At 61.6% G+C, this 19,416-nt stretch carries 17 protein-coding genes and 1 tRNA gene; 12 read left to right on the top strand and 6 right to left on the bottom strand.

The window, feature by feature from the left end; translation table 11 throughout:
* Positions 1-158: 158 nt before the first annotated feature.
* Positions 159-1,481 carry a tyrosine-type recombinase/integrase gene (locus tag PSQ39_RS14245; protein WP_273927474.1) on the bottom strand — a complete coding sequence of 441 codons (1,323 nt, stop codon included), beginning with the start codon at positions 1,479-1,481 and terminating at the stop codon, positions 159-161.
* A 559-nt stretch (positions 1,482-2,040) separates the two neighbouring features.
* Between PSQ39_RS14245 and PSQ39_RS14240 the strand changes: the two genes are divergently transcribed.
* The 3 genes from PSQ39_RS14240 (at position 2,041) to PSQ39_RS14230 (ending at position 5,523) form a co-directional block, all read left to right on the top strand.
* A complete protein-coding gene (locus PSQ39_RS14240) occupies positions 2,041-3,354 on the top strand; it encodes a M20/M25/M40 family metallo-hydrolase (protein ID WP_273927473.1) in 1,314 nt (437 codons plus the stop codon).
* A 132-nt stretch (positions 3,355-3,486) separates the two neighbouring features.
* Positions 3,487-4,575 (top strand): GTP pyrophosphokinase, encoded by a 1,089-nt coding sequence (locus tag PSQ39_RS14235; RefSeq protein ID WP_273927472.1) that lies wholly within the window; start codon positions 3,487-3,489, stop codon positions 4,573-4,575.
* A gap of 141 nt (positions 4,576-4,716) precedes the next feature.
* Complete coding sequence (locus tag PSQ39_RS14230) at positions 4,717-5,523, top strand: trypsin-like peptidase domain-containing protein (RefSeq protein ID WP_273927471.1); 807 nt, start codon at positions 4,717-4,719, stop codon at positions 5,521-5,523.
* 10 nt (positions 5,524-5,533) lie between these two features.
* Here the strand turns inward: PSQ39_RS14230 and PSQ39_RS14225 are convergent, their stop codons facing one another.
* Positions 5,534-6,202, bottom strand: coding sequence for a nitroreductase (locus PSQ39_RS14225; protein ID WP_273927470.1), 669 nt, complete (start codon positions 6,200-6,202; stop codon positions 5,534-5,536).
* A 53-nt stretch (positions 6,203-6,255) separates the two neighbouring features.
* Positions 6,256-7,398 (bottom strand): MBL fold metallo-hydrolase, encoded by a 1,143-nt coding sequence (locus PSQ39_RS14220; protein ID WP_273927469.1) that lies wholly within the window; start codon positions 7,396-7,398, stop codon positions 6,256-6,258.
* A 259-nt stretch (positions 7,399-7,657) separates the two neighbouring features.
* Here PSQ39_RS14220 and PSQ39_RS14215 point away from each other — a divergent pair, with 259 nt between their 5' ends.
* The gene (locus tag PSQ39_RS14215; protein ID WP_273927468.1) at positions 7,658-7,864 is read left to right on the top strand and encodes a hypothetical protein; all 207 of its coding nucleotides are present in this window, start codon (positions 7,658-7,660) and stop codon (positions 7,862-7,864) included.
* A gap of 24 nt (positions 7,865-7,888) precedes the next feature.
* Complete coding sequence (locus PSQ39_RS14210) at positions 7,889-8,035, top strand: hypothetical protein (RefSeq protein WP_273927467.1); 147 nt, start codon at positions 7,889-7,891, stop codon at positions 8,033-8,035.
* Between the two features lie 29 nt (positions 8,036-8,064).
* On the opposite strand, the gene PSQ39_RS14205 is transcribed toward PSQ39_RS14210, so the two are convergent.
* Positions 8,065-9,156 carry an ornithine cyclodeaminase gene (locus PSQ39_RS14205; protein ID WP_273927466.1) on the bottom strand — a complete coding sequence of 364 codons (1,092 nt, stop codon included), beginning with the start codon at positions 9,154-9,156 and terminating at the stop codon, positions 8,065-8,067.
* 133 nt (positions 9,157-9,289) lie between these two features.
* Between PSQ39_RS14205 and PSQ39_RS14200 the strand changes: the two genes are divergently transcribed.
* On the top strand, positions 9,290-9,709 hold the full coding sequence (locus PSQ39_RS14200) for an Lrp/AsnC family transcriptional regulator (RefSeq protein ID WP_273927465.1): 420 nt from the start codon (positions 9,290-9,292) through the stop codon (positions 9,707-9,709).
* Positions 9,710-9,798: 89 nt separating this feature from the next.
* Here the strand turns inward: PSQ39_RS14200 and PSQ39_RS14195 are convergent, their stop codons facing one another.
* Entirely contained in the window at positions 9,799-10,116 is a 318-nt protein-coding gene (locus tag PSQ39_RS14195; protein WP_273927464.1) for a hypothetical protein, read from the bottom strand.
* Positions 10,117-10,170: 54 nt separating this feature from the next.
* Positions 10,171-10,644: a thermonuclease family protein gene (locus PSQ39_RS14190; RefSeq protein WP_273927463.1), complete on the bottom strand. Its 474-nt coding sequence runs from the start codon at positions 10,642-10,644 to the stop codon at positions 10,171-10,173.
* A gap of 451 nt (positions 10,645-11,095) precedes the next feature.
* On the opposite strand from PSQ39_RS14190, the gene PSQ39_RS14185 reads away from it, so the two are divergent.
* The 6 genes from PSQ39_RS14185 to PSQ39_RS14160 all read left to right on the top strand — a co-directional run bounded on the left by PSQ39_RS14185 (position 11,096) and on the right by PSQ39_RS14160 (position 19,412).
* Positions 11,096-11,172 (top strand) — tRNA-Arg (locus PSQ39_RS14185).
* A 617-nt stretch (positions 11,173-11,789) separates the two neighbouring features.
* Complete coding sequence (locus PSQ39_RS14180) at positions 11,790-13,271, top strand: efflux transporter outer membrane subunit (protein ID WP_273927462.1); 1,482 nt, start codon at positions 11,790-11,792, stop codon at positions 13,269-13,271.
* 5 nt (positions 13,272-13,276) lie between these two features.
* Positions 13,277-14,455: an HlyD family secretion protein gene (locus PSQ39_RS14175; RefSeq protein ID WP_273927461.1), complete on the top strand. Its 1,179-nt coding sequence runs from the start codon at positions 13,277-13,279 to the stop codon at positions 14,453-14,455.
* A 5-nt stretch (positions 14,456-14,460) separates the two neighbouring features.
* Entirely contained in the window at positions 14,461-17,268 is a 2,808-nt protein-coding gene (gene rbbA, locus PSQ39_RS14170) for a ribosome-associated ATPase/putative transporter RbbA (protein WP_273927460.1), read from the top strand.
* Complete coding sequence (locus PSQ39_RS14165; protein ID WP_273927459.1) at positions 17,268-18,398, top strand: ABC transporter permease; 1,131 nt, start codon at positions 17,268-17,270, stop codon at positions 18,396-18,398. The genes rbbA and PSQ39_RS14165 overlap by 1 nt, the downstream gene beginning before the upstream one ends.
* A gap of 153 nt (positions 18,399-18,551) precedes the next feature.
* A complete protein-coding gene (locus PSQ39_RS14160; protein ID WP_273927458.1) occupies positions 18,552-19,412 on the top strand; it encodes a PPK2 family polyphosphate kinase in 861 nt (286 codons plus the stop codon).
* The last annotated feature ends 4 nt before the right edge of the window (positions 19,413-19,416 follow it).

Here is a 19,416-nt window from a genome sequence, read left to right as displayed (position 1 = left end):
CAGCGGTCCCACATCAGCGCCTTTTGGCTGTCGGTGTAGTAGTTTCGTGTCCGATACTTCATTTGCAACACTCCGTCTGCTTACGCAGTTATCAGTGTGTTGCATCGACCGGTTGAATCCGCCGCCGAAAGCAGACGCGCGCTCTTTAAGCATCACGCTCACACCGATATCCCAACCCCAGCCTGCCCCAGCACCCACCCTTCAATCCTCTCGTGATACATCCTCAACAGATCCAGCGGCCTCACTGTGTAATGCTTCTCCGCCGTCGCACTCGGCTTGTGCCCCATGATCTGCGCAACCACCCCGGTCGGTGCCTCAACCCATTCAGTCAGCGTCTTGAATGAGCGCCGCAGGCCATGCAGGGTCAGCCCCTCCAGGCCTGCCACCGCGCAAGCCTGCTCATGCAGTTTGTGGGGCGTGCTCATCGGCTTGTCGGCCATCTTCGGGTCGCTGGATCGGCTGGCAAACACCCAATCATTGATGCGGGGTTGTTGGCTCAACAGTTGGGCCACATAAGGGGTCAGGGGGATGGTCCGTTCGCCTTCCACTTTGTCGCGGATGGTCAGGCCTTTCCATTTCTCGTTCACGTCTTCCCAGCGCAAGGCCAGCACTTCGCCCGGGCGGGCGCCGGTCAGCAGCAAGATTTGCAGGTAGTTCGCGGCGGACTGGTTGCTCAACTGCTTCACGGCCGCAAACCAAGCGGGCAATTGCTCGCGTTGCAAAACGTCTTGCTTGGCCTTCGGCTTGGCGACCACTTCTCGCACCACCTTGGCCTTGGCCGGGTTTTGTGGGGGCAGCACCTGGGCGTATTGGCTTTGTTCGCTGCACCAACTCAAAAAGCCCCGCAGCAAACGCCACGACAAGGCGGTAGCTGTGGGGCGGGTTTGGGTTTCAGATTCTGCCCAGGCCGAGATGGCGCTCGCGGTCAGTTCGCGCAGGGGCATTTGCATCAAGGGGTACAGCGGCCCGGCCACAGTTTCTTTGCGGCCCCGTGTGCCGCGTGTGGCGGGCTCGCCGCCTGCCTTGGCCTTGGCGATGTGGTCGCGGTAATGCAGATCGCCCCAGCGTGGGCGCCGGGCTTCGACGTAAGCGCTCCAGGCCTCGCCCACGGTCACGGCCTGGGCCACCTTTTGCGCGGCCTTGGCGGCTTTGGCTTCCAGGCGTTCGCGTTCCAGTTCGCGGGGGTCATTGCCCCCATCCAGCTCCACCCGCAAGCGGTTGGCTTCTGCCCGGGCGGCCTCAATGGTCCAGCTCCGAACATCCCCAATCGTGCGCCGGATGTTGGTTCGGTTGAGCTTGGACTCAAACACAAATGATTTGGCCCCGCTGGCCGTGACGCGCACCCGCAAAGAGGGTGACTTGCGGTCACGCAAAAAGGCTTGCGCCTTGCCCGGCGGGCACTGCAATCGTTCAATCACACCGGCCGTGAGCTCTCTCGCTTCGCTCAGGTCCACTGCTGCATCGTTTTTAGGACGCGCCATCCTTTGGTCTCCATGTAGCCACCATGTAGCCACCATGTAGCCAGAATTGTGCATTTTTCCTAAACATTGATCAACACTATGATTTTTGTAGCAATCTATAAGTTGTTGATTTAATTGAAAACACAGATTTTTTACAACACCGATCAACACTGCAAAACACTGCCAGACAAGGACTCATAATCCTTTGGTCGCGGGTTCAAGTCCCTCACGCCCTACCAAGCTAAAAAAGGAAAATGCGCTATGGTCCAAGGCGCAGTTTTTCTTGTTTCTACTGCTGGTCATGGGGGATGAAGCGGTGCAGTTTCACCTCCCCAGCCCAGCGCCCACCTCTGCCGAACAAGATGGCCTGAGGCTTGTCAACACCGGTGTTTTCAAGAGTGTGCTGCCGTTTGGGGCCCCTTGAGGTCACTTCAGCCTCTCCTCGGTACACTTTTCGGCCAGCACGCACGCCATGCCACGCAGAAATGCTCTGCGCGATCCTTCGTATCCTTGTCCGGTGGACTGGCGGAGCGCGGCCGGTGAAGGCTGCTTTTTCCCTCGTCAGATCAGGAGACACACCATGTTCAACAAAAATGGCCTTGCTTTGTTCAGCCTGGTCGCAGCCCTGTGCGGCACGGCCCAGGCCCAGCTCTCTGATACCGAACAGAAAATCGTCGCCGCTGTCCAGCAGCGCTCGCCCGCGGCCCTGCTGCTGTTGGAGAAGGCGGTTCGCATCAACAGCGGCACCTTGAACCCCCAGGGCGTGCGGGCCGTGGGGGAGCTTTTCAGGGCCGAGTTGGACGAGCTGGGCTTTCAAACCCGCTGGATCGACATGCCCCCTGCCATGAAGCGGGCTGGTCACCTGGTGGCCAGCCATGAGGGGGGCGCTGGCAAACGGGTGCTGCTGTTGGGCCACCTGGACACTGTGTTTGAAAAGACCAGCACTGTGCCTCTATGGGAACGCCGTGGCGACCGCGTGCGGGGCCAGGGCGTGAACGACATGAAGGGCGGTGACGTGATCCTGATCGAGGCCTTACGCGCCCTCAAGTCCGTTGGGGCGCTGGACCCAGCCAATGTCGATGTCATGCTGACTGGTGATGAAGAGCGTGCCGGAAAGCCCCTGCAAGTCGCGCGTGCCGACATGGTGGCCTTGGCCAAGCGGGCCGATTACGCGCTTTCGTTTGAGGGCAGCAACAAGCACCAGGGCGTGGACACGGCCAGCATCGCGCGCCGCTCCTCGGGCGGCTGGGTGCTGCGGGTCAAGGGCAAGCCAGCGCATTCGATGGGGGTGTTCTCCAACGCGTCGGGCTATGGCGCCATCTACGAAACGGCGCGCATTCTCAATGCTTTCCGCGAGCAAGTGATCGAGCCCAGCCTGACCTTCAACCCTGGCCTGGTCTATGGCGGCACCGACGTGTCCTATGCCGAAGACACGGCCACCGCCAGCGCGTTTGGCAAGTCCAACGTCATCGCCCGTGATGCCGAAGTGCTGGGCGATTTGCGCTATCTGTCGCCCGAGCAAGGCGAGCGCGCGCGCCAGAAGATGCTGGGCATCGTCAGCAACGGCAACTTGCCGGGCACATCGGCCAGCATCCGTTTCACTGAAAACTACCCGCCCATGCCGCCGACCGAGGCGGGGCAGCAGTTGGCGGCGCGCTACTCCCAAGCCAGCCAGGACGCGGGCTTGGGCCGCATTGAGCTGCTGGACCCGGGCCTGCGCGGGGCTGGCGATGTGCAGTTCGTCGCGCCCTACACCGTGGGCATCGATGGCCTGGGGGCCCAAGGGCGTGGGGCCCACACCGACGAAGAGGACCTGGAGATCGCCTCCATTGAGCGCGGCACCATCCGCGCAGCGCTGCTGATTTACCGGCTGACCCTTCTGCCTGCACCTTGAGCACGGTGTTGGCGTTCGCTCGGTCGTTGACGCTGCAGCGGTCTTGGCAGCCCCTATGGCAGAATGATTTTTTCGGTTCGCGCTCGCGTGGGCGGGCGGTCCATCCCTCTTTTGCCTTGTTCTGACCCCGCCATGCCGTCCCGTGATTTTGAGCTTGAACAGCAGGTCTTTCGGGCCTTCCACCAGGCCCACGCGGCCGAGTTGAGCACCTTGTGCCAGGCGCTGCAAAAGCGCATCGCTGGCCTTCTGTCAGGGCAGTCAGGGCTGCAGGTGTCCAAGGTCGAAGGCCGGGTCAAGCAGGTGGACGAGTGCCTGCGCAAGTTCTCCGCCAAGTACCGCCCGGCGTTGGAGGATCAGAACCAGCCCTACAGCATCCAGCCCCACATCACTGATTTGCTGGGCTTGCGCGTGGTGTGTCTGTACGAGGACGAGATCTGGAAGATCGCCGAGGCCATTCGCCCCAACTTTGGCGTGATCGAGATCACCGACAAGATCGCCAAGGTCGAGGGCACCGACGATTCCTTTGGCTACAAAGGCCTGCACCTGGACCTGGCCTTCAGCCCGGTGGAGCTGGGCCTGTCGCCCGACATGCACTGGCCGGTGGCACAGTTCGAGTTGCAGGTGCGCACCATCATCCAGGACTCCTGGAGCGTGCTGGACCACCAGATCAAGTACAAGAAGTCCATTCCCAATGCGCTCAAGCGGCGCATCAATGTCTTGTCGGCCCTGTTTGAATTGGCCGACCGCGAGTTCCGCCAGATCCGCGACGAGACCGAGGCCGCGCTGCAGTCCGCACCCGATGAGACCGCGCTGGAGGGGCTGGTGCCCGAAGCGCCCGTGGCGTCCCCCGAGGCCCAGGCCAAGGCCGAGCTCAACGCCTTCACGTTCTTGAAGATCGCCAATCACTTCTTCAAGGACTTTGCCTTCGAGCCCAGCAAGGTGGATGGCTTTGTCGAGCACATCAAGAGCTGGGCGCCCGAGATCACGCGGCCCGAGTTCAATGTCATCGTGCGCGAGAAAATCGGCACGGTGAAGCGCTACAAGCAGTTCTTCGAAGAGCGCCATCCGCAGCTCAGTTTCAATCCCTACACGGTGATCCGCCACTGCCTGTACCTCGGCGACAAGGTGGTGTTTGCGCCCGCGCTGCGGCGCAGCGCCCAAGAGGCCTTTGAGGCCTGGCTGGCCGAGTACCTGCCGCCGGACAAAGTCCAAGAAGGCTGAGGCCCGCACAGCGCCTGCCGCCACTTGCCCCTACACTGGGGCGACCTACGCAGCGCTTTGTGTGCCTTTGTCTTGGGGTCGACCGGCGGTTGACCCTGTGCGCCAGACCCCTGGCGTCAGCGCTTTGCACCGGCTTTGCCCATGACCCTTTTGAACACCCTTCCTGCAGGCGACATGCCCGCGCCCCGGCCGGCTCCGGTGGACCCCTTGTTCCTGTCTGCGCCGCGTGTGTCGGCTTTTTTGGGGCAGCAGGGGCTGACCAATGCGAGCGGTTTTTTCTTCGAACGCGACGAGCGCCTGTTCCTCGTCACCAGCCGCCATGTGGTGATCGACGAGGCCACCGGCCACCTGCCAGACCGGCTGGAGATCGAGCTGCACCTGGACTTGAGCGACCTGACCCGGTCCACCGGCTTTTCGATGTTGCTGTATCAGAACGGTCGCGCGGTCTGGCGCCAGGGGCGCGACTCGGGCGGCTCCATCGATGTGGCCGTGCTGGAGCTGGACCGCCGCCAACTGCCCGCCAACGCGGTGATCCGCGCCTACACGCCGTCACACCTGGTGCAGGACTTGTCCGAGGTGGCCGTGGACGCTTCCTTGCTGGTGGTGGGCTTTCCGCTGGGTTTTCACGACGCGGTGCACCACCTGCCGGTGCTGCGCCACGCGGTGGTGGCTTCACCCTATGGCATTCGCTTTCAGGGCAAGGGCTTCTTCCTGACCGATGCGCGCACCCACCGAGGCACCAGCGGCGCCCCCGTGGTGCTGCGCCATCCCGCACCGCAGGGTGAAACGGCGGCTCTGCCCTGGAAGCTGTTGGGCGTGCATTCTTCGCGCATGGACATGGGCAACCGCGACCTGGTGCAGGATGAGTCTTTGGGCCTGAACTGCGTCTGGTACGCCGACATCTTGCTCAAGCTCACCGAGGCCCCGACCAGCAAGGCCCCGGCCTGAGCGCGGGGGCTCAGAAGCCGTCGAAGCGGCACACCTCGTCCAGCGGTGCGCGCACCGTGTGCAGTTGGTTCACGGCGGCGTCGGGGCGGGCGTAGCCAATCGACATGCCGGTGAACAGCATGCGCTCGGGCGGCAGCTGCAAAAACGGCGCCAGGGTTTGCGGGTACATGGCCCAGCATTCCTGGGCGCAGCTGTCCAGGCCTTCGGCGCGCAGCAGCAGCATGATGGTTTGCAGCAGCATGCCCAGGTCGGACCACTGCGGCGGGCCCATGCGCCGGTCCACGCTGCAGAACAGGGCCACTGGGGCCCCAAAGAAGTTGTAGTTGCGGGCAAACCAGCGCAGGCGCGCGGCTTTATCTTCGCGCGGGACGCCCAGCTGCGCATACAGCGCTTCGCCCACCTGGAAGCGGCGGTCGCGGTAGGGCGAAACCAGTTCTTTGGGGTAGACGTCGTACTCGCTGCCGTCGGGTGGCCCGTCTTGCAAGCGCTGCTGCATCGTCGCCTTGAGCTGGGCCAGGGGCTCGCCGCTGAGCAACTGCAAGTGCCAGGGCTGCAGGTTGCCGCCAGACGGCGCGCGCAGCGCCTGCGTCAGCACCCGGCGCAGCAGGGCTTCGGGCACCGGGGTGTCCAGAAAGTCGCGCACCGATCGGCGCGAGGCAACAGCGTCTTGCACATCCATGGTCAGGCCTCTTTGTCTCGTGGTTGGAATGGGAAAACGAGGGTCGTCGAGCTTCAGGTCGCGCTGGGGGCGGCGAGCTCGTCGGGGGTGGAGATGGCGTCGGTGCCCGCGCCGGGCGTGACTGGGGCGGGCTCGCTCAGCTGGTACCAGTGCACGCCGTCGCGCGCTTCACGCCTGACCTCGCCCCGGCTCATCAGGTGGTTCAGGCAGGCCAGGGTCTCGCCTGTGGCCATGCCCAGCAAGCCCACGTCTTGTTCGCTGATGGAGCGCGCGAACAGGGCGCCAAACACGTCCACCACGCGGCGTGGCTGGGCCAGCGCACGGCGCAGGCGCTCGAAGGACTTGGCCTGGCCGCTCGCCAGCCGGTCCAGCCGCGCATGCAGGCCGCGGAAGGGTTCGTTGTGCGAGGGCAGGACCAGCACGTCGGGGGGGACCTCGCGCTTGAGCTTGGCCAGCGAGTCCAGCCACTCGCTCATGGGGTCGGCATCGGGCTCGGTGGGGTGGACCGACACGTTGGATGAGATGCGGGGCAACACCTGGTCACCCGAAATCAGCACGCCCAGCTCGGCGCAGTACAGGCAGGCATGTTCGGGCGAATGGCCTGTGCCGACCACCACCCGCCACTCGCGTCCACCGATGTTCAACACTTCCTGGTCGCGGATGCGGCGAAAGCTCTCGGGCAGGGCATGGATGTGTTTGCCAAAGTTGCCAAAGCGCAGGCGATAGCTCTCTATGGCCGACTCACCCCAGCCGGCGTGGCGGTAGAAGTCGATGGCCTCGGGCGGGGCTTCGCGCCCGGTGTCGGAGACCATCACCCGGCAGCTCATGTACTCCAACCGGGTCATCCACATGCGCACATTGAATTTGCGCGTCAGCCAGCCCGCCATGCCGATGTGGTCGGGGTGCATGTGGGTGACCAGGATGCGGGTCAGTCCGCGCTGGTCGGGGGCGTTGGCGAACAGCTCGCGCCAGACTTGGGCGTTGTCGTCGGTGCGGGTGCCGGTGTCGACCAGGGCCCAGCCGGTGCCGTCGTCCAGAGCCCACAGGTTGATGTGGTCCAGTGCGTAGGGCAAGGGCATGCGGATCCAGTGCACGCCAGGGGCGACTTCCAACGTGGTGCCGCGCGGGGGCGGCCCCTCGAAGGGGTAGCTCAGCAGGGCTTTGTCGGGCGGGGCGGTATCGGTTTGTCCATCCATGGCGGTGTGGGGCAGGGGGCGTGGGCTGCAAAGGGCACTCCGCCGGCTGCGGAGCGGCTTCTCGCGCAGCCGTTGATGTCACGCGATGCTACTGCGCAACGCGCCGCTCTGCCTGGGTCCCAGGTGACAGTGCTGTGCAAGTCCAAAAAGGAAGTGTTGTGAATAGGCCAAAAGACGCAGGTGCTTGGGCTTGCGCTGTCATCGCGATCTGCCATGATGGGTCATCGGCTACGCAGTCACTTCCCACAAGGAGAATGGAATGTCCGCACAGCTCATGCCCATGGAACCCTGGATCCAATCGCTGGTGGACCAGTGGGTGTTGACCCCTTTGGAGGCCGACAGTTTGCAAGACCTCTGGATGGAGGCGCCCGACGATTTCGACATCGAGGCACCGCCCCATCTGCGCCACGCGTTTGAGAAGCTGGCGCTGGACCGATCCCTGGACAGCAGCGACACCTTGCATTAACCGATCCGCGGAGTGCCTGAGACCATGACCAAATCCCCCCGATTTGAACTCCATGCGCCCAAGCCCAAGCCGGGCCAGCTCAAGCGCTTGCAGCAGCGCGATGCGATGCAGCAGTACCGACCCAAGGACTACCCCGAGCGCGAAGCCCCGGCTTGGAAGCCCCTGGGTTGAACTGACCGTCAAGCCGTCAGGGCCAACTGTCATGCCGCCCGGCGCAGGGCGGGCTGGACAGGTGGTTGCGTGGTGGCGAAGGCCTGGGCACCCAGGCAGCCCAGCAGGTTTTTGGGGTCGTTCAGCGCCGGGATCAGGTCCAGGCGCTCGCCCAGCCCCAAGGCCAATGCACTGTCGTAGAGGTAGCGCAGGGCAGAAAAGTCCTCCAGCGCAAAGCCCACCGAGTCAAACACGGTGATGGTCTGCGCGTCGCAGCGCCCAGGGGCTTGACCGGCCAGCACCTGCCACAACTCGGTCACCGGGAAGTCGGCCGGCATTTGCTGGATGTCGCCTTCCACGCGGGTTTGGGGCGTGTATTCCACGAAGACGGGGTTGTTCAGCAACACGTCGGCGGCTAATTCGGTCTTGCCTGGGCAGTCGCCGCCCACCGCATTGATGTGTTGACCTGGGCTCAGCATGTCTGCGCTGAGGATGGTGGCTTGGCATTTGTCGGCGGTGACCGTGGTCACGATGTCAGCACCTTGCACGGCTTCGCGGGTGCTTTGGCAGACCGTCAGTTCCAGTCCACTGTGGCGCAGGTTGTGCACCAGCTTGCAGGTGGCTGCAGGGTCGGTGTCGTACAAGCGCAAGGCCTGGATGCCCAGCAGGTGCTGAAACGCCAAGGCCTGAAAGTCGCTTTGTGCGCCATTGCCGATCAGCGCCATCACCCGACTTTCAGGCCTTGCGAGGGTGCGGGCGGCCAGGGCGGACATGGCGGCGGTGCGCAAGGCGGTGGTCAGCGTCAGTTCGCTCAGCAACAAGGGGGCGCCAGTGGCCATGTCGGCCAGCACGCCAAAGGCCATCACGGTGGACAAGCCCTGAAGGGTGTTGCCGGGGTGGCCGTTGACGTATTTGAAGCTGTAGTGCTGGGCATCAGCGATGGGCATCAACTCAATCACGCCCCAAGGCGAGTGGCTGGGCACGCGGGCGCATTTGTCAAACTCGTTCCAGCGCAGATAGTCCAGTTGCAGGCGCTCGCAGAGACCACGCAAGCAGGTGGCGATGCCTTGTTGCTCAATCCATTGGGCTACCGTGGGGGCGCTCAGGTACAAGGGAGACGCGGCGTGTGGTGGTGGGGTCATGGTGGGCTCCGTGCAAAGGTTGAAACGATGCCAGCAGTCTCGCCAAGAAGTCTCTCAATGTGAATCGTCAAAAGTGCATTGATATCGGCATGAAATTGCCATAATGGCAGCCTAAATTGAACAAGTGGCAGACATGGACGATACTGACAACCGCCTCATCAGCCTGTTGCGCCAGGACGCACGCATGAGCGTGGCCGATCTGGCGCACAAATTGGGGGTCTCGCGCGGCACGGTGAGCAACCGCATTCGCCGCCTTGAGGACCAGCAGGTCATCGTGGGCTACACCGTGCGCCTGCGGCCTGAAGCTGAACCGGAACGCATTCGCGCCTGGATGGCGGTGATGGTGGAGGGCAATCAGACCCGGCAGGTGATCGCCAGTCTGCTGGGTGAACCCGGGGTTTCATCACTGCACGACACCAATGGGCGCTGGGATTTGTTGGCGGAGTTGGAGGCCCGCTCCATGGCTGAGTTGGGTCAGGTGCTGGAGCGCATCCGCTTGATCAGTGGCATTCACAACACTGAGACCAGCATCCACCTCTCCAGCTACCGATGAGCTGGCTCTGAGTTCAGGCCCCTGCTGGCCTGGTCCATCCGTCGCGTCCGTTGCGCGCAGACACACTTCCAGCCCGGGTTTCGCTGGGCTCAGCCTCGGGGGTTGGGGCTTTCCAGGGGAGGCACGATTGGCTGGGGGGCGAAAGGCGCCACTTCGCTGGTCGGTGCATGCGTACCGTTGCGCAACAAGGGCGGTGGCGATTCTGGCCAAAACAAGGCCACCCCCAAGGTGGCCAGCAGGGTCAGGGCCATCAGCACCAAGGCCACGGCTTGCAGCCAACTGCTGTCCGCCTCCTCGCTGGGTTGTGCGCCCGTACCGGCGACGCCCCGCCAAGCCTTGCAGTGGGGGCAAACGAAGGCTTTCCCTTCAAAGCGGGTGCCGCATTCGCGGCAGATCACCGATCCCATCGAACTTCCCTTGATTGTCTGCTGTGCTGACTTTGTTCTCACCCCCGATTTTGCCTAAGTCGGCGCGGGGCCGCGATGGGCTCTGCTGTTTCGTTGTTGTCGGCGAAATTCCCAGGGAGGCGTGGGATGTGCGTCGACCCACAAGCCGACAGACCCCGTTTGGGCTTGTTCTTGCAGTTGAAGCAGGTGGGGGTCATGTGCATAGGCCTGGTAGACCCAGGCCATGCCCGAGCTGACCTGAGCTGAGTTGACATTCTGACCCCGGCACTGAACATGGGCCACCCACCGACCGTAGCGGTCGGTCTGGCTGGCGCGCACCTGGGCCCATTGGCCTAGGCACATTTGCTCCAGGGAGCGCTTGCTGCGCTGGCAAAAGGCTTGGCCTTTCTCTGGAGCGTCGATTTCTGCCAAACGCAGCTTCACGGCGCTGGGACTGCCGCTTCCTTGCAAGTCAGTGGGGCAATGGGCGCTGAGGGTGTCCCCATCGGCCACGCGCAGCACCAGGCACAACACGGCGGCGCTCAGCATGGGCGAGCTTGTCTTGTGAGTGGGTGTGGGATCTTGGTGACGACGGGGCGTACAGCCGGGACGCTCTCGACCTTTGGTGTGCAGAGTGACTGCGTTGAGCAGGTTGTAGGGGGAGCACTGTTCAGCCCGGGCATGGGCGGCTTGATCAATTGCATGGAATCCAGGGCGTCGCTTCTTGGCTAAACGCGCATTTTGGACCATTGAGTGAGGGCTGGCGCGGCTTGCGCGGCCTCAGGCTCGGGCGTCAGGGCGCTCGCTTGGACTCCTGGCGTCTGACCAGACTTCAATTTTTTGGCAGTTTGTGTACAGAGGCCAAAAAATGGTGCATAATTGCGGTCTTCGCTAAAACGAAGTCGCCTTAGCCGGCGAGCAATCTTCAAAACAAGTTGCTTGAATAAAAATTCAAAAAACTTGAAAAAAGACTGAAAAGTAGGTTACAATAGAAATCTCAGCGGCTGTAGCTCAGTTGGATAGAGTACTTGGCTACGAACCAAGGGGTCGTGGGTTCGAATCCTGCCAGCCGCACCAAACGGATAGTCCTAGAACAGAAATGTTCTAGGACTTTTTCGTTTTGGTCGTCCTTGAACGCGAGGGTGTGCCCTGGCCATAGGCAGATGCCGACCGCTCGGCGCACGTTCTCCTCTTCCTCCCTCCTTCATCCCACTTCCTCCGGGTCATCGCTCGCGTCCAGCGGGACCTGGTCTGTGGCGTCTTTGTGCCCCCATATCGGGGCCGCCCTCTGAAGTTTCCTCTGGCACCGTGCCAATGGTGTCGGGTTTCGTCCCCCGTCGTCCGAGCGCTTCTGCGCGGTCATGACTGCGCCTTGCCGGTGCTCTCAATCCAGACCGGGTGATGGACTTTCAACCATCCAATGGGGTCTGTGCATCTGCGTTCAGCGGGGGGTGGGCGGATGGCCATTCATCACTCTGAGTGCCATTGATACAGCTCAAATAGCGAGCACTTTCACGACAAAATGATTGTAACAATAATAGCTCTTAATAATCAATTTGCTGCTGATGTGTTTTATATGATTGTTTGGCAATACATTGTAATTGGAGTGATTTGTTGAATTAATAAGCTTTAAGTCGGCTTACGATTGACCTCCGAATTTAATGAATTTAATGAATTTGAGGTGAGAGGTATCTATGCCGGATCTGAAGAGTGAGCGTCTCCAGTTCTTGCGAAGCGCAGGTGCTTTGTTGGTGGCGGTCGCCTGTGTGGCCGGCTGTGTCTTGCCTCCAGAAAAGAGCCAGCCAGAGCGCAGTTGGACAGCCCCTGCCGAATTTGACCAGCCCGCAGGGACAGATACTGGATTGGTATCGCGGACAGCTCCGTTGTCCAATATGCCTTGGCAGCAGTATTTCACTGATTCACAGCTGCAAGCATTGATTAACAAGGCGCTGCAGCACAACAGGGATTTGAGGGCAACTGCAGCGCGGGTCATGCAAGCGCAGAAAGCTTATGGCATTCAATATGCGGTAGGCTTGCCGCAAATTAATGCAGGGGCCGGTGCGAACAGGGCCGGCCTGACTGATAACAGCGCATTTTTTGGCATCCCTGCGGTCAACAGCGGGTACCAGGTCGGGCTCAGCATGGTCAGTTGGGAGCTGGATTTCTGGGGGCGGGTGCAGGACCTGCGCGACAGTGCCATGCAGCAGTTTTTGTCTGCAGATGCCAACCGGCGCGCTGCCACCCTGAGTCTCATTGCGCAGGTCGCACAAACCTACATCGGCCTGGGGCGCTCGGATGAGCAAATTGAATTGGCGCGCGCCCAAGTGCTCAACCGCGAGGAAAGCTTGCGTTTCACCCAGCGCCGTGTCGACACGGGCGCAGCAGCGCCGGTCGAGCTGACGACGGCGAAATTGCTGCTGAATCAGGCCAAAACCACACTGGTCGCCTTGCAGCAAGGTCGGGCAGAGCAATGGCAGGCCATGAACCTCTTGGTTGGGGGCGGCATGACATCCCTGTCCAAGATCACCCTCAGCACTCAGGCCTGGCCCGAGGTGCCCGCAGGGGTCCCATCGGATTTGCTGAAGAGCCGCCCCGACATCATGGCCGCCGAGCATCAATTGCAGGCGATGCAAGCCAATGTGAGTGCGGCGCGTGCTGCGTTCTTCCCCCGCATCACGCTGACGGCGCTGGGGGGCGTCAGCAGCAACCAGTTCAGCCAATTGTTTGACGGCGGCAATGGCACATGGATGTTCTCACCGCAAATCTCACTGCCCATCTTTGATGGTGGGGCACGTCAAAGCAACCATGAGTTGCAGACCTGGCGTCGCACCGAGTCCCTGGCGCAGTACGAGAAGGCCATTCAAGCCGCCTTCCGCGAGGTCAATGATGCGCTGTCCAACACCCATTGGCTCAAGCAGCGGCTGGAGCTGAGCACGGCCGACCGAGTGCAGCAGCAGGAGCGTGCGCGCGTGGCCAAGAGCCGCTTCCAAGCGGGCTCCACTCCTTACCAAGACGTGCTGGAGGCACAGCGCGATCAGCTGCAGGTGGAGCAGGCCTTGATTCAAGCGCGAGGGGCTTGGATCTCCAGCCGAATCAACCTCTATGCCGCCTTGGGCGGTGGCTCGGCCCTGTTGGCCAACACCGTTTCCACCTCTGTCTCGCCCACTGCTCATTGATTGCCATGACTTCCACTCAAGAAACCACCGCTGTCGCTCGTCCCGCCGTCCCCAACCCAGCCGCGCCCAGCGTCAAGCCGAAGCCAGCACCGGCGCCAGCCGCTAAAGCACCTGCTCACGCCTGGAAGGGCTTGGTGGTGGTGGCCTTGGTGCTGGGGGGCGGCGCATGGGGTTGGCATGCGTTCAAGCCCGCCCCGGGCCCGCTGGGCTTGGGCTCTGGCAATGGCCGCATCGATGCCACCCAGATCGATATCGCCACCCAGGCGGCTGGGCGCGTGATCGAGGTCCTGGTGCACGAGGGTGACTCGGTCAAAGTTGGGCAGGTTCTGGCGCGCATGAAGGTGGACACCCTGGAAGCGCAACGTGACCAAGCCGCAGCCCGGGTCGAACAGGCGACGGCCGACATCCATACCGCCAAAGTCATGGTCGGCCTGCGCGAACGCGACCTCGCCGCGACGGCGGCGCGCACCTTGGTCCAACTGGCCGATTTGAAGATGGCTCGCCAGCATTTGGCGCGGTCTGAAAACCTGGCCAAGGACGGCGCTGCTTCGGCGCAACAACGGGATGATGACCGGGATCGGGTGGCCAGCCTGGAGGCCGCTGTTGCGGCCAGCGTGGCCCAAGAGGCCGCCGCCCAACAAGCCGTTCTCGCGGCCAAGGCCATGGTGCTGTCCAACCTGGCGGCTCGCAAAGCCGCAGAAGCCAGTTTGGCGCAGGTGGAAGCCTCGCTGGACGACAACATCCTGGTGGCACCCACTGCCGCCCGCGTGCAATCGCGTCTGGCCGAACCGGGCGAAGTGTTGGGCAATGGCGGCAAGGTGCTCAACATGATCGACCTGACCGATGTGTACATGACCTTCTTCGTGCCCGAAGAGGTGGCGGGGCGCATCGCTTTGGGTGCAGAGGCCCGGATCGCGGTTGACGCGTTCCCGAACCAAGCCATCCCCGCCAAGATCAGCTTCGTGGACAGCACGGCGCAGTTCACCCCCAAGACGGTCGAGACGGCCAGTGAACGTCAAAAGTTGATGTTCCGCGTCAAGGCCAAGGTGGATGCCGACTGGATGCAACAGCACCTGCCCCAAGTCAAGACCGGTGTGCCCGGTGTGGCTTGGGTCAAGCTGGACCCGAACGCCACTTGGCCCAGCAACCTGCAGGTCAAAGCGGCCAACGCTAAGAAGGAGTGAGGCCAGTGACCCGGTTCACAACGGCGGCCCCTGCTGCCGACCCTGCACTGGACTCCAGCGCCTATGTCGCGCAGGTCAAAGGGCTGAGTCACCAGTACGGTGAGGTCATTGCCATCGACAACATCCATCTGGACATCCCGCGGGGTCGGATGATCGGCTTGATCGGTCCCGATGGGGTGGGTAAATCCAGCCTATTGTCCTTGCTGGCTGGCTCCAAGCATTTGCAAAAGGGGGAGGCGTGGGTGTTGGGCGGCAACATGGCCTCTCGCGAGCACCGCGAACAGTCCTGCCCCCGCATCGCCTACATGCCACAGGGCCTGGGCAAGAACCTCTACCCGACGCTGTCCATCGAAGAGAACCTTCAATTTTTCGGGCGGCTCTTCAATCAGACCGAGGGCGATCGCCGCAAGCGAATTGACGAGCTGACGCTCAGCACCGGACTGCACCCGTTTCTGAATCGCCCCATCGGCAAGCTCTCGGGCGGCATGAAGCAAAAAGTTGGGTTGTGCTGTTCTTTGATCCACGACCCTGATTTGCTCATTCTGGATGAGCCCACCACGGGGGTGGACCCGTTGTCGCGCGCCCAGTTTTGGGACTTGATTGCCAGCATTCGGGTGCAGCGGCCCACCATGAGCGTGGTCGTGGCCACCTCGTACATGGAAGAGGCGGACCGTTTCGACTGGCTGGTGGCCATGAACGCGGGCAAGATTTTGGGGACGGGGACGCCCCAAGAGCTGAAGGCGCATACCCAGACACACACTTTGGACGATGCGTTCGTGGCGTTGCTTCCGCCAGCGGACAGCCAGCAGTTCAAGGAAATTCACATCCCCCCGCTGAACTTGATCGCACACCCCACGCTGGCGATCGAGGCGCAGAACCTGACCATGCAGTTTGGCGACTTCATCGCCGTCAACTCCGTCAACTTCAAGATCCAGCAGGGGGAGATCTTTGGTTTCCTGGGCTCCAATGGTTGCGGCAAAAGCACGACCATGAAGATGCTCACGGGGCTGCTCACGCCCTCGTCTGGCGAAGCGTTTTTGTTTGGTGAAAAGGTCAACGCGGACGACTTGGCGACGCGCCGCAACCTGGGCTACATGTCGCAGGGGTTCTCGCTCTACTCGGAGCTGAGCGTCACACAGAACCTGGCTTTGCAGGGGCGGCTCTACGGCATTCCTGAAGACCAATTACCACAGCGCATTGAGGACTCCATTCGGGATTTCGACCTGGCGGGCATCCGCCACAGCATGCCTGCCGAGTTGCCCTTGGGCATGCGCCAACGCCTGTCCTTGGCAGCCGCCGTGATCCACCAACCCAAGCTGCTGATCCTGGACGAGCCCACCTCGGGTGTGGACCCCGTGGCCCGCAATGTGTTTTGGCAATCGCTGATCAAGCTGTCGCGTGAGAGTGGGGTGACGATCTTCATCACCACCCACTTCATGAACGAGGCCCAGATGTGCGACCGCATCTCGCTGATGAATGCGGGCCAGGTGGTCATCACGGACTCACCGGACAACGTGATCCAGAGCTGCCATGCCACATCGATGGAAAACGCCTTCCTGTACTACCTGGAGCGTGCCACGGGGCAAACCGTCAGCAAACCCGGCCAAGACCCCAAACCAGCGCCTGCGTCTGAGCAGGCCACAGCCAGCGCCCCGGTCGAGGCGTCAACACTGCCTGAACAGCCGCGCGGCTTCAGCGTGGGCCGTGCCTGGAGCTACTGCCTGCTGGAGACCTTGCAATTGGTGCGCGACCCTGTCCGGGCCACCCTGGCATTGCTGGGGACCACCTTTTTGATGCTGGTGATGGGCTACGGCATCACGCTGGACGTGGACAACCTGCGTTACGCGGTCTGGGACCGGGACCAGAGTCATCTCAGCCACGATTACGCCAACAACATCGCCGGCTCCAGCTACTTCGTGCAACAGGCGCCGATCCGCGACTATGCCGACCTCGACCGCCGCATGGCCAGTGGCGAACTGTCCATGGTGGTTGAAATCCCAAGCGACTTCGCGATCGATGTCGGCAAGCGCAACATCGCCCATGTGGGGGTGTGGGTCGACGGCGCCATGCCAACGCGCGCCGCCACCATCCAAGGCTATATCCAGGCCATGCACCTCCAGTGGCTGGGGCAGCAGTTCGTCCGAAAAATGGGCAAAGGCCTGAATTTGCCGGTCGATATTGAATCGCGCTACCGCTACAACCCCAACGTGCTGAGCCTGCCTGCCATGGTGCCAGCGGTGATTCCGATCTTGCTGCTGATGATTCCAGCCATGTTGACGGCCTTGTCGGTGGTGCGTGAAAAAGAGATGGGCTCGATTCTCAACCTCTACGTCACCCCGGTCAGCAAGGCGGAATTTCTGCTCGGCAAACAAACGCCCTATGTGGTGTTGGCGCTGTTCAACTTCGGTTTGATGCTGATCATGGCCCTGGTCATCTTTCAGGTCGACGTGACCGGGGATGTGCTCACGCTGGCTTTGGCGGCGGTGATTTATTCGATTGCTTCGACGGGCATTGGCTTGTTGGCCTCGTCCTTCATGAAAAGCCAGGTGGCGGCGGTCTTCATCACCATCATCGTGACCTTGGTGCCCGCCATCCAGTTCTCTGGTTTGCTCAACCCTGTCTCTTCGCTCAGCGGTTCGGGCCACTTCATTGGTCTGATTTACCCATCAGCGCACTTTCTCACGATCAGTCGTGGCGTGTTCAGCAAAGGTCTTGGCGTCGCCGAATTGAGCTCGTCCTTGCTGTCGCTGCTGGCGTCTGTGCCCGTCATTCTGGGACTGGCGGTCTATTTGCTGAAGAAACAGGAGCGTTGATGCCCAATTTGAAAAACATCTATCGCCTGGGCGTGAAAGAGATGTGGAGTCTCCTGCGCAATCCCATGATGCTGATGCTGATCCTCTACTCCTTCAGCCTGGACCTCTACGTGGCGGCCACGGCCGTACCAGACAGCATCGCCAAGGCGGCCATCGCGGTGGTCGACGAGGACAACTCGCCCTTTTCGGCCCAGCTCCTGTCTGCTTTCCAGATGCCTTATTTCATGCCGCCAACCTTGACGACGTCCAAAGCCATGGACGAGGGGATGGACCATGGCACCTATACCTTTGGCGTGGACATCCCGCCGAACTTTCAGCGCGACCTGCTGGCAGGGCGCTCCCCACAGATTCAGTTGAATGTAGACGCCACCCAAATGAGCCAGGCCTTCACCGGCAACGGGTACATCAGTCAAATCATCAGCACCGAGGTGAACCAGTTCCTCAGCCGCCAGCGCACGGACTTGCCCCAACCGGTGGACCTGGACATGCGCATTCGCTACAACCCCAATTTGGTGGCGGCGTGGTTCTCGGCCATCAATGAGGTGGTCAACAACATCACCATGCTGTCGATCATCTTGGTCGGTGCGGCCGTGTTGCGCGAGCGTGAAGAAGGCACCATGGAGCACATCCTGGCCATGCCGGTGGCCCCCAGCGAAATCATGCTGTCCAAAGTCCTGTCCATGGGCTTGGTGGTGTTCTTGGCCACCTTGGGCGGCGTGGTGGGCGTTATCCAATTTGGATTGCAAGTGCCGATCACGACGCACTCGCTGATGTTGTTCATGGGCTGCACGGTGGTGTTTTTGCTCTCCACCACGGCGTTGGGCATTTTCTTGGCCACGCTGTCACGCTCCATGCCGCAGTTTGCGATTCTCATGGTGCTGGTGTTGTTGCCGCTGCAAATGTTGTCAGGTGGCGCTACGCCGCGTGAAAGCATGCCCGAGGTGCTGCAGTACATCATGCTGGTCGCACCCACCACGCACTTTGTCTCTGCGGCTCAAGCCACCTTGCTGCGCAATGCCGGCATGAGCACGATATGGCCGCAATTCCTCTCCATCACGGCCATCACGGCGGTGCTCTTTTTTGTATCGCTGGTTCGCTTTCGCAAGTCGACCACGGACTCTGGCGGCTGATCCCGCGCACCTCCTTGTCGACCCCGCTCCCGTTCTGCGTCTGTTCGTTCGAAGCACGGCGCTGGCGTGATGGCCTTGAAACCCTGGTTGTGCAGTGGGGCTTGCGCAATCAATGGCAGCGTTTTTCGCTGTGAATTTAATGAAGGAGACCTGATGAAAACCGCCAAAAAGTACATGTTCAATCCGGGCAACGTGAGCAAGCTCTCCGATTTGCCGACACTGGATCATGAACTGGCCAAGGATCCTGCCCACAACAAGAAGCTCCTGGCCAAGGTGGCCAGTGAGATCGGGGAGCTGCAGTGGACCTTGTACGCCGAAAAAAAGCAGTCGCTGCTGGTGGTTTTTCAGGCGTTGGATGCGGCCGGCAAGGACGGGGTCATTCGACATGTCCTCGATGAAGTGAGCCCTCAGGGGGTGACCACGGTCAGCTTCAAACAACCGAGTTCGAATGAAAAGGAGCGTGACTTCCTGTGGCGCGTGCATCTGCGCACACCGGCTCGGGGTGAGTTCACCATCTTCAACCGCTCGCACTATGAGGATGTTCTGGTGGCCCGCGTGCATGAGCTGGTTCCCAAGGCGGTCTGGAAGAAGCGCTTTGAACTCATCAACCAGTTCGAAAACCTATTGGCGCAAGAGTGCAACACCCGCGTCATCAAGTTTTACCTGCACATGAGTCCGGATGTGCAACTCGCGCGCTTCAAAGACCGGCTGACTGACGAGAGCAAGAACTGGAAGATCACCGAAGCCGATTACAACGAGCGCGAATATTGGGACAAGTACATCGAAGCTTTCCAGGAAACCCTGGACCGGACCAGCACGTCGCATGCGCCCTGGTTCGTGGTGCCGGCGGACGACAAGATCTCCCGCAATTTGCTGGTGGCACAGATCATCCGTGACACGCTCAAGGACATGAACCCACAGTACCCCTCGCCAGCCGCCGATCTGAACGCCGTGCGGGCGAGGTACCACGAAGCGGAGATCAAGGCCAAGGCGACGCGTCAGAAGAAGGCTTGAGCGG

It is taken from the genome of Curvibacter microcysteis, from assembly GCF_028649455.1.
Taxonomy (GTDB): Bacteria; Pseudomonadota; Gammaproteobacteria; order Burkholderiales; family Burkholderiaceae_C; genus Curvibacter; species Curvibacter microcysteis.
This window is presented reverse-complemented; position numbering and strand designations above follow the sequence as displayed.

Coding starts and splice junctions, on each gene's coding strand:
- PSQ39_RS14245 (WP_273927474.1), bottom strand. CDS start 1,481: ATGGCGCGTCCTAAAAACGATGCAGCAGTGGACCTGAGCGAAGCGAGA.
- PSQ39_RS14240 (WP_273927473.1), top strand. CDS start 2,041: ATGTTCAACAAAAATGGCCTTGCTTTGTTCAGCCTGGTCGCAGCCCTG.
- PSQ39_RS14235 (WP_273927472.1), top strand. CDS start 3,487: ATGCCGTCCCGTGATTTTGAGCTTGAACAGCAGGTCTTTCGGGCCTTC.
- PSQ39_RS14230 (WP_273927471.1), top strand. CDS start 4,717: ATGACCCTTTTGAACACCCTTCCTGCAGGCGACATGCCCGCGCCCCGG.
- PSQ39_RS14225 (WP_273927470.1), bottom strand. CDS start 6,202: ATGGATGTGCAAGACGCTGTTGCCTCGCGCCGATCGGTGCGCGACTTT.
- PSQ39_RS14220 (WP_273927469.1), bottom strand. CDS start 7,398: ATGGATGGACAAACCGATACCGCCCCGCCCGACAAAGCCCTGCTGAGC.
- PSQ39_RS14215 (WP_273927468.1), top strand. CDS start 7,658: ATGTCCGCACAGCTCATGCCCATGGAACCCTGGATCCAATCGCTGGTG.
- PSQ39_RS14210 (WP_273927467.1), top strand. CDS start 7,889: ATGACCAAATCCCCCCGATTTGAACTCCATGCGCCCAAGCCCAAGCCG.
- PSQ39_RS14205 (WP_273927466.1), bottom strand. CDS start 9,156: ATGACCCCACCACCACACGCCGCGTCTCCCTTGTACCTGAGCGCCCCC.
- PSQ39_RS14200 (WP_273927465.1), top strand. CDS start 9,290: ATGGACGATACTGACAACCGCCTCATCAGCCTGTTGCGCCAGGACGCA.
- PSQ39_RS14195 (WP_273927464.1), bottom strand. CDS start 10,116: ATGGGATCGGTGATCTGCCGCGAATGCGGCACCCGCTTTGAAGGGAAA.
- PSQ39_RS14190 (WP_273927463.1), bottom strand. CDS start 10,644: ATGCTGAGCGCCGCCGTGTTGTGCCTGGTGCTGCGCGTGGCCGATGGG.
- PSQ39_RS14180 (WP_273927462.1), top strand. CDS start 11,790: ATGCCGGATCTGAAGAGTGAGCGTCTCCAGTTCTTGCGAAGCGCAGGT.
- PSQ39_RS14175 (WP_273927461.1), top strand. CDS start 13,277: ATGACTTCCACTCAAGAAACCACCGCTGTCGCTCGTCCCGCCGTCCCC.
- PSQ39_RS14165 (WP_273927459.1), top strand. CDS start 17,268: ATGCCCAATTTGAAAAACATCTATCGCCTGGGCGTGAAAGAGATGTGG.
- PSQ39_RS14160 (WP_273927458.1), top strand. CDS start 18,552: ATGAAAACCGCCAAAAAGTACATGTTCAATCCGGGCAACGTGAGCAAG.